The organism is Aureimonas glaciei (genome assembly GCF_014643375.1).
GTDB classification, from domain to species: Bacteria; Pseudomonadota; Alphaproteobacteria; order Rhizobiales; family Rhizobiaceae; genus Plantimonas; species Plantimonas glaciei.
Genome location: NZ_BMJJ01000008.1, coordinates 155,639 through 169,830 on the forward strand (window position 1 = coordinate 155,639; position 14,192 = coordinate 169,830).

Consider the following 14,192-nt stretch of genomic DNA (forward strand, 5'->3'; position numbering starts at 1 on the left):
CCTGATGCGATCCTCTCTCGTCGCTGCCCTGGGCCTGATGCTGGTCGCCTCCGGTGCCCATGCCTCTTCCCTGCGCGTCTCCCCCGTCGGCCTCACCGTCAATCCCGGCGCAGCAACCTCGTCGATCCGGGTATGGAACAACGACAAGTCGCCGCTCGGCGTCCAGGTGCGGGTGTTCCGCTCGAGGATCGTCGACGGCGAGGAGTGGTTGGAGCCGACGACGAACGTGGTGGCCAGCCCCCCGATTACCAAGCTGGCGCCCGGCGGCGAAAACCTGGTGCGCATCGTGCGCATCGCCAAGACGCCGGTCGAGGAAGGCGAGCGCTACCGCTTGCTGGTCGACGAACTCCCCGATCCCAAGCGCCGCAAGGCTGGAACGATCAATGTCCTGGTCCGGCACTCCATTCCGGTTCGCTTCGAGAGCGCGCAGTAAACGTCACCGAGCTCTCTTCGCTCTCGTCGTCCTGTGCCCCTTCCAACCGAATCCCTCGCCGGCGCAGGTTCCGGCGGCCGCGCCCGTCGCGGCGGCGCCCGACGCTGCCGATAGCCGGGCGCTGTTTCTCGACGTCTCGGTGAACGGCGCCCCGACGGGGCTGATCGCCGCCTTCGTCGAGACCGGCGGCACGCTCGTCGCCGAGGCGGAAGAGTTGCGCAGCATCGGCCTGTTCCCGGCCGAAGAGGCACGGCTGGCCGATGGTCGCATCCTCGTCGATCGCCTGCCCGGGGTCCGGTACGGCTATGACGAGGCCAGCCAACAGATCGATTTCAGCGCGGGCGACGCGGCGCGTGTCGCGGCGGTGATCGACGCAAGCGGCGCGCGCAGCATTCTCGACGCCCCCAGCAATCCGGGGCCGACGGCGCAGTCGGGCTTTGGCGCCCTCCTCAACTACAGCCTGTTTGCCGCCACGCCCAGTGCCGCCTTGCGCGACGTCGTCCGGTTCGACGGGCTTTCCGGAGCCTTCGAAGGCCGGATGTTCTCGCCCTATGGCGTCGTCGCGCAGACCTTCGTGGCCAGCACGGATGCCGGAGGGGACTACGATACCAAGCGGCTGGACACCAGCTGGGCCTATTCCGACCCCGAGACATTGCGGACCTATCGGGCCGGCGACCTCATCACCGGCGGCCTGGACTGGAATCGGCCGACCCGGCTGGCCGGCGTTCAGATCCAGCGCAATTTTTCCCTGCGCTCCGATCTCGTGACCGTGCCCATTCCCGAGATTTCGGGCAGTGCCGCCGTCCCTTCCACCATCGACGTCTATCTCAACGGCACCAAGCGCTTCTCCAAGGAGGTCGCGGCCGGGCCCTTCGCGCTGACCAATCTGCCGGTGGTCAACGGCGCGGGAACCACGCGCGTCGTCGTGCGCGATGCGGCCGGTCAGGAGAGCGTCAGCGAGACCGCCTTCTTTTCTTCCCCGAAGCTTCTGGCGCAGGGCCTGACCGACTATTCGGCCGAACTCGGCTTCGGCCGCCAGTTCTTCGGCGCAAGATCCAATGCCTATGATCCCCGGCCGATGGGATCGGGATCCCTGCGCTACGGCTTCAGCGACTGGCTGACGGGGGAGGCGCATATCGAGGGCGGCGCCGAAATCGCCAATGGCGGCCTCGGCGCCGTCGTGGCGGTCGGCACCCTCGGCACCGTCTCGGCCTCGGCGGCGACCAGCCGCTCGTCGACCTTCGGGTCCGGCGTGCAGTTCGGCGCCACCGCAGAATTCCGGGTCGCTCAGGTCAACGTCAGCGGCCGCGTGCAGCGGACCCATGGCGACTACCACGACATCGCCTCGATCATCGATGCGGCGGCACGCGACCCGAGCCTTCTCCAAGCCGGCGGCAGGCCCGCCGCCGCGATCAACCAGATCGCGGTCTCGCTGCCGCTGGTGTTCGATCCCTCTTCCGTCAGCCTGAGCTTCACCGAAGTTACGGCCGTCGATGACCAGAAAAAAAGCGTCGTCGGCCTGTCCTACAGCCGGAAGATCAACAAGACGGGCGCGGTCTACCTTTCAGGCTTCAAGGATCTGGCGTCCGAGGCTTTCGGGGTCAGCGCCGGGCTCACCCTGCCGCTCGGCGAGGACTATTCCACGACCGCCTCCCTCTACGATGGCGGCGATGGCCCGGTGGCGAGCGCCTCCCTGTCCCGGCGCGGCGGTCAGGAGACCGGCGACTACAGCTGGCAGCTGCGCGATTCCGAGGGGAAGGTGTCGCAGCGCTCCGCCACGGCGCAGTATCACGCCGAGGCCGCCGATTTCGTCGCCGCGGTGGGGCAGTCCGGCGACCTGTTCCGGGCGACGGCGCAGATGGACGGCGCCGTCGTCGCCGCCGGCGGCGACCTGTTCTTCTCCCGGCCGATCGAGGATTCCTTCGCGATCGTCGACGTCGGCGCCGCGGATGTCGAGGTCAGCCAGGAAAACCGCGCCGTCGGCCGCACCAATGCCAGAGGCAAGCTGCTGCTGCCGCGGCTGCGGGCCTTCGAGAAGAACCAGATCTCGATCGATCCAGGCGACCTGCCGCTCGACACCGCGCTCAACGCCACCCGCCAGGTGGTCGTACCGGTCGACCGATCGGGCGTGGTCGTGGCCTTCGCCGCCGCGGCCAAGGGCGGCGCGGCGCTCGTCAGCTTCACCGACGCCGCGGGCGAGGCCCTGCCGTTAGGGGCGATCGGGCGCCTCGGCGCCGATGGCGAGGCGTTCGTCATCGGCTATGACGGGCAGGCCTATGTCGACGGCCTTTCTGCGGCCAACGAGGTCCTGGTCGATCTTCCCGAGGGGGGACAGTGTCTCGCCCGGTTTTCCTACCAGAGCGACGGCGGCGCGCAAGTCGCCATTCCCGACGCCGCCTGCACCCCGCTCTGACGGGAACAGCGCCGCACCAGCACCTGCTCCTATCACGGGGTATGTTTGGGACAGGGGGGGCGATGCTGAGGTTCGCGCTGTTGATCGTCTTCACGCTTCTGGCTGCGTCGGGGGCGAAGGCGGCCGCCTGTACCGTCGAGATCGGTGATCTGGCTTTCGGCTCCGTCGACAGCCTGTTTGCCGCCCCGACCGACAGCGTCGCGAGCGTGCGGATCGACTGCGTCCAGGTCACGCCCGGCGCGGCGCAGGTGGTCGTCTGCCTGCATTTGGGGGCGGGCAGCGGCGGCGCCGTCGGCGGCGTGCGGCAGTTGACCTCGGGCGGGCGGACGCTCGCCTTCCAGCTCTATCAGGATGGGGGCTACGGCAGTCCCTGGGGGAGCCGCGACGCGCCTTCTCTCGGCGCCCCGCGCCGGGTGGTGGCCGTGGTCTCCGGCGAGGTCGCTTCGGCAACGATCGATCTCTTCGGCCGGGTGCCGGGCGGCCAATCGACAGCCGCGGCGGGCCGGTACGACAGTTCCTTCGTCGGCGCCGATACGGTTTTCGAGTTTGCCGAAGGCGATCTCGACTGCAACGCATCGGGCGGTGCCGGCACCGGCCAGGCCGCCTTCTCCGTCCAGGCCGACATCCCGGCCAATTGTCTGGTGGAGGCGGGAGACATCGATTTCGGTGAACACGGCGTCATCGACAGGGCCGTCGACGCGGAAGCCCGCATCGCCGTCACCTGTACGCCCGAGACCGGCTATTCCGTCACCCTCGGGCCTGGCCTGGGTGGTGGAACGGATCCCGAGCAGCGCATCCTGAGAGCGGGGAGCGACCTGGCCATTTACGGCCTGTATCTCGACCCGGCGCGCAGCCAACCCTTCGGCAGTTCGCTGGAAACCCGGCTGCCGGGTACCGGCACCGGCACGCAGCAGACGGTGCCGGTCTACGGCCGTGTGCCGCCGCAGCCGGTCCGGCCCGGAACCTATTCCGACACGGTCGCCGTGACCATCACCTATGGCGACGGGTCCGGTCTCTGACACCGCCGTACGGCCCCGGGGCCAAAGGTTGACGAAACCTTTCCAGCCCGGCTCAAGCTCGAGGCCGCAGAACGGTCGGTGACGGTGGCGCCTCTGCGTCCATCGCGCTTCCGGCCGGCGCCCGGCCCGGACATAAAGAGAGCCGGAACGGTCGCCCGCGACCGCGCCACCGGCAGGTCAAGGGCATGACGCCCCGAAGGAACGCTTAGATGTCGCTCGCCGAACCCCTGAGGCTCAGTCCGCCCATCAAGGCCAAGAGCCGTCGCGATATCGGTTTCGCGTTGGCCATCGTCTTCATCATGGCGGTGCTCTTCGTCCCGATTCCGGCCTTCCTGATCGACATGGGCCTCGTCATCTCGATCGCGCTGTCGATCCTGATCCTGATGGTCGCGCTGTGGATCGAGAAGCCGCTCGATTTCTCCTCCTTCCCGACGCTTCTCCTGCTCGTGACCATGCTGCGCCTGTCGCTGAACGTCGCGACGACGCGCGTCATCCTTTCGAATGGCGACCAGGGCCACAACGCCGCCGGCTACGTCATCGGCGGCTTCTCGCAGTTCGTCATGGGCGGCGACTTCGTCATCGGCCTCGTCGTCTTCGCCATCCTCCTCACCGTCAACTTCCTCGTCATCACCAAGGGCGCGACGCGTATCGCCGAAGTCGGCGCGCGCTTCACCCTCGACGCCATCCCCGGCAAGCAGATGGCGATCGACGCCGATCTCTCCGCCGGCCTGATCGACGAACGCCAGGCGCAGCAGCGCCGCCGCGAGCTGGAAGAAGAAAGCTCCTTCTTCGGTTCGATGGACGGTGCCTCGAAATTCGTGCGCGGCGACGCGATCGCCGGCCTGATCATCACCGCGGTCAACATCTTCGGCGGCATCATCATCGGCATCACCCGCCACGGCATGGATGCCGGCGAGGCGGCCGACGTCTACACCAAGCTCTCGGTCGGCGACGGCCTCGTCACCCAGATCCCGGCGCTGATCGTCTCTCTGGCCGCCGGTCTTCTGGTCTCCAAGGGCGGGACCCGCGGCGCCGTCGAGATGGGGATCATCACCCAGCTCGGCTTCTACCCGCGCGCGATGATGGTGGCCTCGGCGATGATGGGCGTCCTCGCGCTCCTTCCCGGTCTGCCGTTCCTTCCCTTCTTCGTCGTTTCCCTCGGCCTCGGAGCCGTCGCCTACACCGTTCCGCGCAACCGCGCCGTCGCCGAGCGCCTCGTCGAGGTCGAGAAGAAGCAGGCCGAGGAGCAGGCGATCGAGACCGAGCGCCAGTCGGTGAAGGAATCGCTGCGCATCGTCGAGGTCGAGCTGGTGCTCGGCAAGCAGATGGCCGCACATCTGGCCTTCTCGCGCGACGAACTGGCCAACCGCGTGCAAAAGATGCGCCGCCGCTTCGCCTCGCGCTTCGGCTTCGTGGTCCCGGAGATCAAGCTCAGCGACGATCTCTCGGTCGACGCCAAGTCCTACGAGATCAAGGTGCACGGCACCACGGTCGCCACCCAGGCGCTGCGTCTCGGCGACCTCCTGATCGTCCTCGGGGACTCGCCCGTGCCCGACATCCCGCACGACCTGACCCGCGAGCCGGCCTTCGGCCTGAAGGCCGCCTGGATCTCCGACACCTTCGCCTCGGCCGCGCGCCGGGCCGGCTTCGAGCCGGTGGACACGCTGTCGATCGTCCTCACGCATCTCTCCGAGGTCATCCGCAACAATCTGGCGCACCTTCTCTCCTACAAGGACACGCGCACGCTGCTCGACCGGCTGGAGCCGGAATACAAGCGACTGATCGACGAGATCGTCCCCGCCCATATGTCGTTCAGCGGCCTACAGGCGGTGCTCAAGCTGCTCCTCGCCGAGCGCGTCTCGATCCGCAACCTCACCCTCATCCTCGAGGCCGTGGCCGAGATCGCCCCGCATGTCCGACGCTCGGAAAAGATCGTCGAGCATGTGCGCACCCGCATGGCGCAGCAGATCTGCGGCGATCTCCTGCACAAGGGTCAGCTCGCGGTGCTGCGCCTCGGCAACCGCTGGGATCTCGTCTTCCATCAAGCGCTGAAGCGGGATGCCAAGGGCGATGTGATCGAGTTCGACATCGATCCGCGCCTCGTCGAGCAGTTCGCCACCGAGGCGACGAAGATCATCCGCGAGAAGACCGACCAGGGCGAGAACTTCGTCCTCGTCGCGGCCCCGGATGCACGGCCTTATGTGCGCATGATGATCGAGCGCATCTTCGTCAATCTGCCGGTGCTGTCGCATCTGGAGATCGCGCGTGGCATCGACATCAAGGCGCTCGGATCGATCGCATGACCGAGGAGATGACGGCGACGATCCTTTCGCTGTTCCTCATCTTTTGCCGCATCGGCAGCTGCCTGATGCTGCTGCCGGGCTATTCGAGTGTCCGGATCCCGACGCAGATCCGACTTTTCGTCGCCTTTTCGATCTCGCTCGCCGTCTCGCCGGGCATCCTGCCGGACATGCTGCCGCTGATGCGGGAAGCGGGCGACGACGTGCGGCTGCAGATGATCGTCACGGAGATCCTGAACGGTATGCTGATCGGTCTGCTCGGCCGCGTCTTCATGATCGCCCTGCAGTTCTCGGCGAACTTCCTCGCCAACGCGATCGGCATGGGCCAGGCCATCGGCTCGCCGATCGACGAGTCGGAACCGGCTCCGGCAGTCGTCTCGCTGATCACCATGACGGCGACGGTGCTGGTCTTCTCGCTGAACCTGCATGTCGAGATCCTCAGGGCGCTGGTGGCCTCCTATTCGGCGATGCCGGTGGCGCTCGGCTTCGCCCCCCGCACCGGCCTCGTCGCGCTGACCGACAATCTCGACCAGACCTTCCATCTGGGCCTCAGGATCGCCAGCCCGTTCGTCATCTACGGCGTCATCGTCAACTTCGCCATTGGCCTGGCCAACAAGATGACGCCGCAGATCCCGATCTACTTCATCTCCATGCCCTTCGTGATCGCGGGCGGGCTCGTCCTCCTCGCCTATTCGATCGGCGACTATCTCACCATCTTCCTCGCCGGCTTCCAGCAGTGGGTGATCAACGGATGAGCGGCGAGGGGACACGCGCTGCGCGGCTGGAGCGGCTGCAGTCGGTGCAGCTGCGCAAGCGCCAGGTGGAGGAGTGGCGCCTGGCCGAGCTGAAGCGCGAGGGGATCGCTTTGGCCGCCCTCAGCGTCGAAATCCTCCAGAGCCTCGGCGACCAGTCGCTGCTGCAGGGCCTGTTTCTTGAGGCGAAAGCGACGACGCTGCGCCGCAACGAGGTGAAGATCGTCGCCAACCGAAGCATTCAGGTGCAGGCCGAACTCCGGCTGCGCGAGGCGCAGGGGATCGAAAAGCGGCTGGAGCGGGCCTGCGAGGAGGCGCGCGGCGTCGCCGACCAGATCGACGAGCGGACGGAGCTGGATCTGGCTTTGCAGGACTATCTCACCGCCGCCAACGCAAGCTTCGAATAAGTCGCGCGCGATAGAAGCAGGGGTGAGCCATCGCGCGCCAAGGGGCGAGGGCGCCCAGGGACATTGTGACGAATGACGAGTCTGACACCGCTTCCGACGACGAGGCCTGCCAGTCCCGCTGCGGCCAGCCCGGCGACGGCGGGCGCGGCGGCGACCTCGCCCGCGGCGTCCGCCACGGGCGACCTCTTCGCCGCCAATGTCGTCTCGGCTGCAAAGGCCGCCAAGGCGGACGTGCCGGTGGCCTCCGCGGGAGAATCCTATTCGCGGGTCTATCGCGGCTCGCGCAGCGGGACGCTGCCGCCCTCGCAGCAGTTCGAGAGCTTCGTCCTCAGGACCTTCGTGGAGAGCATGCTGCCGCAGGAAGACACCAGCTATTTCGGCACCGGTACGGCCGGCAAGATCTGGAAGTCGATGCTGGCCGAACGGATCGGCGAGGAGATGGCCAAGGGCGGCGGCATCGGCATCGCCGCCATGATCGACAAGGGCGGTTCCGGGGCCAAGGCGATCGACGCGGGACGGGAAGAACTGGCGCGGGCCGATACCGTGGCCACCGGCGCCGCGGCCCTCAAAGGCCTCGGCCCGAAGTAACGCAAGGCATTATCCGGGCAACCGGGACAACATAGGAATTGATCATGGAAACGGTTCTCACCCAGGCCATCAACCGTCTCGAATCCGTCCTCGTCGGCGAGACGCTCGCCTTGCGCGAGGGCCGCAATGTCAGCGTCACCGAGAGCAGCAATCGCAAGAACCAGTGCCTGCTCGAGCTCTCGCGCATTTCGCGGGGTCTCGATCCCGCCGCCGTCACGCCCAATCTCAAGGTGCGCCTCAACGGTCTGCGCGAGCGGCTGGAAGACAACCGGCACGTTCTCTGGCTCCATATGGAAGCCACCGGCGAGATCACCCGGCTGATCGCCAAGGCCATGTCCGACGCTGAAAGCGACGGGACCTACGGCTCGGCCGTCACGGGCGTCAAGCGCGACAGATGATCAAGATCATCGCCATCGGAATCTGGATCGTCGTCGCCACGCTCGGATCGGGCTATGTCGCGGCGTCCATGAGCGCGCCCACCGCGCCGGAAGTGCCGCCCGACCCGACCTATTTCGCCGGGCTCGACTACCGCACGACCGAGGTGATCACCGTTCCGATCATCGCCGAGAATGCGATCCGCGGCTATGTCCTGGCCGCCTTCGTCTACACGATCGACGGCGAGACGGCCGGCAAGCTCGCGGTCCCGCCCGATCCCTTCATCCTCGACGAGGCATTCCGCGCCGTCTATTCGGCCTCGGGCTTCGACTTCCAGAAGGCCGAGCAGTTCGATCTGGTGGCCTTGACCGGCTCGATCCGCGACGCCGTCAACGCCCGCTACAAGCAGGAGGTCATCCACGAGGTGCTGATTCAGCAGTTCGACTTCCTCCCGAAGGAGGATGTGGGCGGCGAAGGCCTGCAGAAACTGGCCCCCATGGCCGCGAAATAGCCTGAGGGCGCGGGTCCGCCGTTCAGATTCGGGTAACGCTGTTTCACTAAAATGAGAGCCATTGCGGGGACGGCCGCGCAGGGTCCATCCCCGCCAGAAAGAACAGGTCCGAGCGATGCTCTCGACGCTTCTCAACTACCGGCTCTATGCCAGCGATCTCACCGCATCGCTGCAGCGCATCCAGTCCGACGCCCGGGTGGCCAGCGACACCCAGTACTATGACGAGCACATCGGCAAGATCAAAACCGTCGACGAGTTCCTCAGCGACACCCGGCTCTACACCTATGCCCTGAAGGCCTACGGGCTGGAGGACCAGGCCGGTTCGAAGGCCTTCGTGCGCAAGGTCATCGAGAGCGACCTCAGCGATTCCGCCTCCTTCGCCAACGCCCTGTCAGACTCCCGCTACCGCAGCTTTGCCGAGGCCTTCAGCTTCAACAACGCCACCACCGTCGCCGCCACCGCCCAGAGCACGGGGCAGAAGGAGGCGATGGTCGAGGCCTATTCGGAGCATCGGGTCCGCCAGGGTACGGCGCTGTCCGCCAAGACCAGCCTGTTCCAGCAAAAGATGGCGACCATCACGTCGGTCGACGAATTCCTTGCCAATGCCACCCTGTTCGAAGTGGCGATGCAGTCGATCGGGGCGGACCCGGCGCTGATCTCGAAGTCCTATGTTCGCAGCGTCCTGACCGGCGAGGCCAGCGACGACGCTGCCAGCACCAGCGACGACAAGTTCTTCGTCCTCGCCGACAAGATGAATTTCGCCAGCGACGGCAGCGTGCCGGCCGGCAGTGCCGCGATGAGCGCGGAAAAGGCCGAGCGCCTCGTCTACGACTTCAACGTCGCCCACGACAATCTGGCGAGTTCGCAGTCGGCCGCCCAGGAAACCGCGTACTTCCTCGCCAAGGCCGCCACGGCGCGCTCGGTCAGCGACCTGACGGGCGATGCGCGCGTCGCCAGCTACCTCGTCACCGCCTTCCAGCTGGATTCGACGACGTCCGCCGCCTATGTCGCCAGCATTCTGAGCAGCGACCCGTCCGATCCCAGCAGCGCACTCGGCCAGGCCTCGACGGCGACGGCCGCGCAGGCCGCCTACAAGCAGAAGCTCGTCGCGCTGAACGCCGCCTTCACCTTCACCCCGCAGGGCACCGTGCCCGATGGCAAGAGCGCCCTGGCGCAGCCGAGCGGGGACACGGTCTCGGTGGCCTATCACGACAACTACCAGACCGCGGCCTTCGCCAAGGATGCCTCGAAGACGGAGACCTTCGAATTCCTGGCGGCCAACATCATGTCGGTCGGCGACCTCATGGCCAAGAGCGCGGTCTTCGGGCGGGATGCCCTCGACTACGTGCTGACCGCCTTCGACATCGATCCGGACACGGCGAGCCTGACCAAGATCCGCCGCGTCCTGCAAAGCGACACGTCCGACCCGGAGAGCTACGTCAACAAGCTCGGCGATGCGCGCTACGAAAAACTGGCGGCGGCCTTCAATTTCGGCGCCGACGGCAAGATCGCGGCGCAGCGCCAGGTGCAGTCCAACGCCAGCATCACCAAGACCGGCAGCGCTTATCTCGCGTCCTTCGGCTCGGACCTCACCGACGCGAAGAAATCGCTGATCACCGCCGACACCAAGAAATACATCGAGGCCGTCAGCGAAGCGCGCAAGCTCGACGACGTCGTGGCGAACAAGACCATCACCGATTACGCCCTGACGGCCTTCGGCCTCGACGAGGAAGGCCTGACCGCCGACCAGCTGCGCAAGATCTTGACCAGCGATCTCGGCGATCCCAAGAGCTACGCCAATTCCTTCCAGGACAGCCGCTACGTCGATTTCGCCGAGGCCTTCAACTTCAGCCCTTCGGGCGTGGTGACGACGGCTGCCGACAGCGTCCAGCGGCCGGCGCTGCGCCTGTCGACCGAGAACAAGTATCTTCTCTCGGTCATGGAGGAGAAGGCCGGCGAGACGAGCGAGGGTGCGCGCCTCGCGCTCTACTTCTTGCGCCAGGCACCGACGTTGACCACGCCGCTACGGCTCCTGGCCGACAAGGCCATTCTCGAGGTGGTCAAGACCACGCTCGGCCTGCCGAGCGAACTGTCCTCGCTCGACGTCGACAAGCAGGTGTCGATCATCGAGAAGAAGCTCGACGTCAAGGATCTGCAGGACCCGGCGAAGCTCGACAAGTTCATCGCCCGGTTCGCCGCGCTCTACGACATGAACAATGCGGATCTGACGGTCAGTTCCCCCTATCTCGGCCTCTTCGGCGAGGCGAGCGGGCTCCTCGCCATCCTCTGACGCGGAACCAACCGGCGCCGGAGCGCCGCCAGAGCGCAGTTTTTGGCGCGCCCCGCCGGGGCGTCACACCGCGTAGTAGCGTCCGGCGATCCTCTCGGCCTCCTCGGCACCGACCGGGTCGGCGGGGGAGGTGTAGCAGAGCCCCGCCTGGCCATCCCCGGACCACACCATTCGGACAGACCACCGCAGCGTCTCGCTCTCGTCGAACAGCGTCATCTCGGAGGAAAGCGCCGCCGCTTCGAACAGGCGTACGCGCGCCCCGGCGCTGCTGCGATCGAGAATCGCGCAGTCGGTGAGGTAGCGTCCTGTTTCGGTGAGAAGCTTGCCCGGACGCAGGCGGGTGCGGCGGCGGCTGTCCTCCCGTCTCTCCTGCGTCGTCATGGAACGCTCCTCTGCTGGCCGATCGCCGCGGGCGACGTCGGTCTCGTGCGCGCCATCATGCGCTCCGGCGGCGCGGCCGGCGACCACAATCCGTTCAGATCGTTAATTCGAGGCGAAGGGCTTAACCGCTTCCTTACCCTGCCGGGCAAAACAGGCGGGCGGCGGGGCAGAGGGGAAGGAACTCTTAAGTCGGGGCTTCCAGAGTGAAGGCGTCTCACACGCGCTGGATCCGTCATGTCGCCCGTCCTGTCCCGCTCCCCGTCCGAAGCCGCCTTGTCCGGGCGCCTGCGCCGCATCGCCGGCATCTTCAACTTCGAGCGCGTCCTGACCCTGTCGCTGTGCCTCGCCTCGCTCGGTTTCTTCGTCTCGGCCTATTCGATCTCGCTGCGCGATCCCGACTATTTTACCCGCCAGATCCTGTCCTCGATGCGGCCGACCAATATCGACCCGATCATCACCGGCACGATCATCGAGGCCGACAAGAACGCCATGCCGGCGCCGCAGATCGTGCGCGCGCGGCCGCCGGTGGCGGCGGACTATCAGATCGTCATGGTGTTCGAGAACGAGGCGATCCTGGCGACCGATCAGGAACTCATGCGCGTCAAGGTCGGCTCGCGGGTGCCGGGGCTCGGCGACGTCTTGAAGATCGACCCGACCGAGACCGGCGGCACCGTCGTCGCCTCGGAAGCGACGCTCCGCAGTGTCGCGCAATAGGGCCAGCCGACAAGCGCCCGGGCCCGTTGACGGCGTGAGCAGGCCCGCTTCAGCGTCCCTCTTTGCGGGTGCGGCTACTTCTTCTCCAGAAGCACCTGGCCGCCCCGGGCGATCTGCCCCTTGATCTTGCCGGCCAGCGCCGCCAGCAGTGTCGGCAGGTCCATCTCGACATGGACGCTGTTCTCCAGCACGTCCAGGCGGCCGACCACCGTCTGCCCCAGCATCTTGGCGCGGAAGTCGAGGCGGTCGCCCGTCCACACATCGTCGAACTTCACAAAACCGCCGAGCGCCTGATCGCGGAGCTTGGAAAAGCTCTGCTCGATCCGGGCGCGCGCGGCTTCGCGCGTCAGCTTGTGCGGGATGTCGATCTTGATCGTCTCGGGCATCGCGCCGGTCCTCCTTCATTCCCTGGGAAGCCTTGTTCCTCAAGGGGATATGGAGGCGAGGGGGCCGGGCTGCAACCGGAGCCCGGCCGGCGGCCCCCAACGAAAACGGCCGGGAAAGATCCCGGCCGTTTCTGCATTCAAAGGCTGCCGTGAGGCAGCGCGCGGTGCGCTGCCGATCAGGCGACGGCGCGCGGGCGGCCGCCGCCGCGGTGCGAGTTGCGCGCGCCTTCCGGCTTCGGCGAGCGGTTGGCCGCGCCGCCATTGCCGCCGGGACGGCCCGAGCGGTTCTGGCCACCGGGCTTGCCCGAGGGACGGCCCTGCATCTGGCGCGGCGGACGGGCGCGCTCCTCTTCCATCGCGGCGAGTTCGGCGCCGGCGAACTCCGACTCCTTCAGGTCGAAACGCTGGCCCGTGAGCTTCTCGATCGAGCGAAGCTTTGCGCGCTCCGACGGATCGACGAGCGCGATGGCAAAGCCCGACTTGCCGGCGCGTGCGGTGCGGCCGATGCGGTGGACGTAGCTTTCCGGCTCTTCCGGCAGGTCGAAATTGACGACATGGGAGATGTCGTTGACGTGGATGCCGCGGGCGACGATGTCGGTGGCGACGAGAACGCGGGTCTCGCCGGCATGGAAGGCGGCGAGCGCCTTCTGGCGGGCGGCCTGGCTCTTGTTGCCGTGGATCGCGGCGGAATCGATGCCGGCCTTGATCAGGTCTTCCGACAGGCGGTTGGCGCCGTGCTTGGTGCGGGTGAAGACGACGACCTTGTCGAGCGCGGGATCGGCGAGATGCTTCACCAGCCAATGCTTCTTGGCCTTCTGCGGCACGAGGTAGGCGCTCTGGTCGATCTTCTCGACGGTCACGACTTCCGGCGTGACCTCGACGCGAACCGGGTTCTTCAGGATCTTGGCGGCGAGCGCCTCGACGTTCTGCGGCATGGTGGCCGAGAACAGCAGCGACTGGCGCTTGGTCGGCAGCGATTTGACGATGCGCATGACGTCGCGCACGAAACCCATGTCGAGCATGCGGTCGGCCTCGTCGAGGACGATGTGCTCGACCGAGCCTAGCGACAGCGCCTGCTGGTCGACGAGGTCGAGCAGGCGGCCGGGGGTGGCGATGACGATGTCGACGCCGCGGCGCATGGCCTCGATCTGCGGGCGGGCGGAGACGCCGCCGAAGATGACGTGCTGGCGCAGTGGGGTGCCGGCGAGGAGGTTCTTGACGCTGTCGGCGATCTGCGAGGCGAGCTCGCGGGTCGGCGCGAGGAAGACGGCGACGGGCGTCTTCGGCTGCGCGCGGCGACCGCTCTTCAGGAGCGCGTCGATGACGGGGAGGGCGAAGGCGGCGGTCTTGCCGGTGCCGGTCTGGGCGATGGCGAGGACGTCCTTGCCTTCCAGGACGACGGGAATGGCCTGCGCCTGGATCGGGGTCGGCGTGGTGATTTCGGCACGCGCAAGCGCGGTGAGAAGGACGTCGGACAGGCCGAGCGTCGAGAAGCTGGTATGGGTCAAGGAATGCCTTTGAACTGGGTGGCGGGCATGGAGAGCCCGCGAAACGGCCGACCGTCTTCGCGCTTGCGGACAGGTCGACACGGGCCGTGATCGGATCCAAGTCCGAAGGCGCTCG

Annotated in this window: 14 protein-coding genes; 11 read left to right on the top strand and 3 right to left on the bottom strand. The window is 67.0% G+C overall.

Annotated elements, in window-relative coordinates; genetic code table 11:
- Positions 1-4 precede the first annotated feature (4 nt).
- The 10 genes from IEX88_RS16680 to IEX88_RS16725 all read left to right on the top strand — a co-directional run bounded on the left by IEX88_RS16680 (position 5) and on the right by IEX88_RS16725 (position 11,088).
- Positions 5-433 (top strand): fimbrial biogenesis chaperone, encoded by a 429-nt coding sequence (locus IEX88_RS16680; protein ID WP_188852762.1) that lies wholly within the window; start codon positions 5-7, stop codon positions 431-433.
- Positions 434-572: 139 nt separating this feature from the next.
- Complete coding sequence (locus IEX88_RS16685) at positions 573-2,846, top strand: fimbria/pilus outer membrane usher protein (protein WP_188852764.1); 2,274 nt, start codon at positions 573-575, stop codon at positions 2,844-2,846.
- Between the two features lie 62 nt (positions 2,847-2,908).
- A complete protein-coding gene (locus IEX88_RS16690; protein WP_188852766.1) occupies positions 2,909-3,865 on the top strand; it encodes a Csu type fimbrial protein in 957 nt (318 codons plus the stop codon).
- 209 nt (positions 3,866-4,074) lie between these two features.
- On the top strand, positions 4,075-6,168 hold the full coding sequence (gene flhA / locus IEX88_RS16695; RefSeq protein WP_188852768.1) for a flagellar biosynthesis protein FlhA: 2,094 nt from the start codon (positions 4,075-4,077) through the stop codon (positions 6,166-6,168).
- Positions 6,165-6,920: a flagellar biosynthetic protein FliR gene (locus IEX88_RS16700; protein ID WP_188852770.1), complete on the top strand. Its 756-nt coding sequence runs from the start codon at positions 6,165-6,167 to the stop codon at positions 6,918-6,920. Before flhA ends, IEX88_RS16700 begins: the two co-directional genes overlap by 4 nt.
- Positions 6,917-7,324 carry a hypothetical protein gene (locus tag IEX88_RS16705; protein ID WP_188852772.1) on the top strand — a complete coding sequence of 136 codons (408 nt, stop codon included), beginning with the start codon at positions 6,917-6,919 and terminating at the stop codon, positions 7,322-7,324. Before IEX88_RS16700 ends, IEX88_RS16705 begins: the two co-directional genes overlap by 4 nt.
- Before the next feature lie 72 nt (positions 7,325-7,396).
- On the top strand, positions 7,397-7,912 hold the full coding sequence (locus tag IEX88_RS16710; protein ID WP_188852774.1) for a rod-binding protein: 516 nt from the start codon (positions 7,397-7,399) through the stop codon (positions 7,910-7,912).
- Positions 7,913-7,956: 44 nt separating this feature from the next.
- Entirely contained in the window at positions 7,957-8,310 is a 354-nt protein-coding gene (locus IEX88_RS16715; RefSeq protein ID WP_188852776.1) for a hypothetical protein, read from the top strand.
- Positions 8,307-8,798, top strand: coding sequence for a hypothetical protein (locus tag IEX88_RS16720; RefSeq protein WP_188852778.1), 492 nt, complete (start codon positions 8,307-8,309; stop codon positions 8,796-8,798). The genes IEX88_RS16715 and IEX88_RS16720 overlap by 4 nt, the downstream gene beginning before the upstream one ends.
- A gap of 115 nt (positions 8,799-8,913) precedes the next feature.
- Positions 8,914-11,088, top strand: coding sequence for a DUF1217 domain-containing protein (locus tag IEX88_RS16725; RefSeq protein WP_188852780.1), 2,175 nt, complete (start codon positions 8,914-8,916; stop codon positions 11,086-11,088).
- A gap of 63 nt (positions 11,089-11,151) precedes the next feature.
- Here the strand turns inward: IEX88_RS16725 and IEX88_RS16730 are convergent, their stop codons facing one another.
- Complete coding sequence (locus IEX88_RS16730; RefSeq protein WP_188852782.1) at positions 11,152-11,469, bottom strand: hypothetical protein; 318 nt, start codon at positions 11,467-11,469, stop codon at positions 11,152-11,154.
- A gap of 234 nt (positions 11,470-11,703) precedes the next feature.
- On the opposite strand from IEX88_RS16730, the gene IEX88_RS16735 reads away from it, so the two are divergent.
- Positions 11,704-12,183, top strand: coding sequence for a hypothetical protein (locus IEX88_RS16735; RefSeq protein ID WP_188852802.1), 480 nt, complete (start codon positions 11,704-11,706; stop codon positions 12,181-12,183).
- A gap of 74 nt (positions 12,184-12,257) precedes the next feature.
- On the opposite strand, the gene IEX88_RS16740 is transcribed toward IEX88_RS16735, so the two are convergent.
- Positions 12,258-12,569, bottom strand: coding sequence for a polyhydroxyalkanoic acid system family protein (locus tag IEX88_RS16740; RefSeq protein WP_188852804.1), 312 nt, complete (start codon positions 12,567-12,569; stop codon positions 12,258-12,260).
- Between the two features lie 176 nt (positions 12,570-12,745).
- On the bottom strand, positions 12,746-14,077 hold the full coding sequence (locus IEX88_RS16745; RefSeq protein ID WP_188852806.1) for a DEAD/DEAH box helicase: 1,332 nt from the start codon (positions 14,075-14,077) through the stop codon (positions 12,746-12,748).
- Positions 14,078-14,192: the final 115 nt, after the last annotated feature.

Excerpts from the sequence above, each read along its gene's own strand:
- IEX88_RS16680 (WP_188852762.1), top strand. The coding sequence starts at position 5 with ATGCGATCCTCTCTCGTCGCTGCCCTGGGCCTGATGCTGGTCGCCTCC.
- IEX88_RS16690 (WP_188852766.1), top strand. The coding sequence starts at position 2,909 with ATGCTGAGGTTCGCGCTGTTGATCGTCTTCACGCTTCTGGCTGCGTCG.
- flhA (WP_188852768.1), top strand. The coding sequence starts at position 4,075 with ATGTCGCTCGCCGAACCCCTGAGGCTCAGTCCGCCCATCAAGGCCAAG.
- IEX88_RS16700 (WP_188852770.1), top strand. The coding sequence starts at position 6,165 with ATGACCGAGGAGATGACGGCGACGATCCTTTCGCTGTTCCTCATCTTT.
- IEX88_RS16705 (WP_188852772.1), top strand. The coding sequence starts at position 6,917 with ATGAGCGGCGAGGGGACACGCGCTGCGCGGCTGGAGCGGCTGCAGTCG.
- IEX88_RS16710 (WP_188852774.1), top strand. The coding sequence starts at position 7,397 with ATGACGAGTCTGACACCGCTTCCGACGACGAGGCCTGCCAGTCCCGCT.
- IEX88_RS16715 (WP_188852776.1), top strand. The coding sequence starts at position 7,957 with ATGGAAACGGTTCTCACCCAGGCCATCAACCGTCTCGAATCCGTCCTC.
- IEX88_RS16720 (WP_188852778.1), top strand. The coding sequence starts at position 8,307 with ATGATCAAGATCATCGCCATCGGAATCTGGATCGTCGTCGCCACGCTC.
- IEX88_RS16725 (WP_188852780.1), top strand. The coding sequence starts at position 8,914 with ATGCTCTCGACGCTTCTCAACTACCGGCTCTATGCCAGCGATCTCACC.
- IEX88_RS16730 (WP_188852782.1), bottom strand. The coding sequence starts at position 11,469 with ATGACGACGCAGGAGAGACGGGAGGACAGCCGCCGCCGCACCCGCCTG.
- IEX88_RS16735 (WP_188852802.1), top strand. The coding sequence starts at position 11,704 with ATGTCGCCCGTCCTGTCCCGCTCCCCGTCCGAAGCCGCCTTGTCCGGG.
- IEX88_RS16740 (WP_188852804.1), bottom strand. The coding sequence starts at position 12,569 with ATGCCCGAGACGATCAAGATCGACATCCCGCACAAGCTGACGCGCGAA.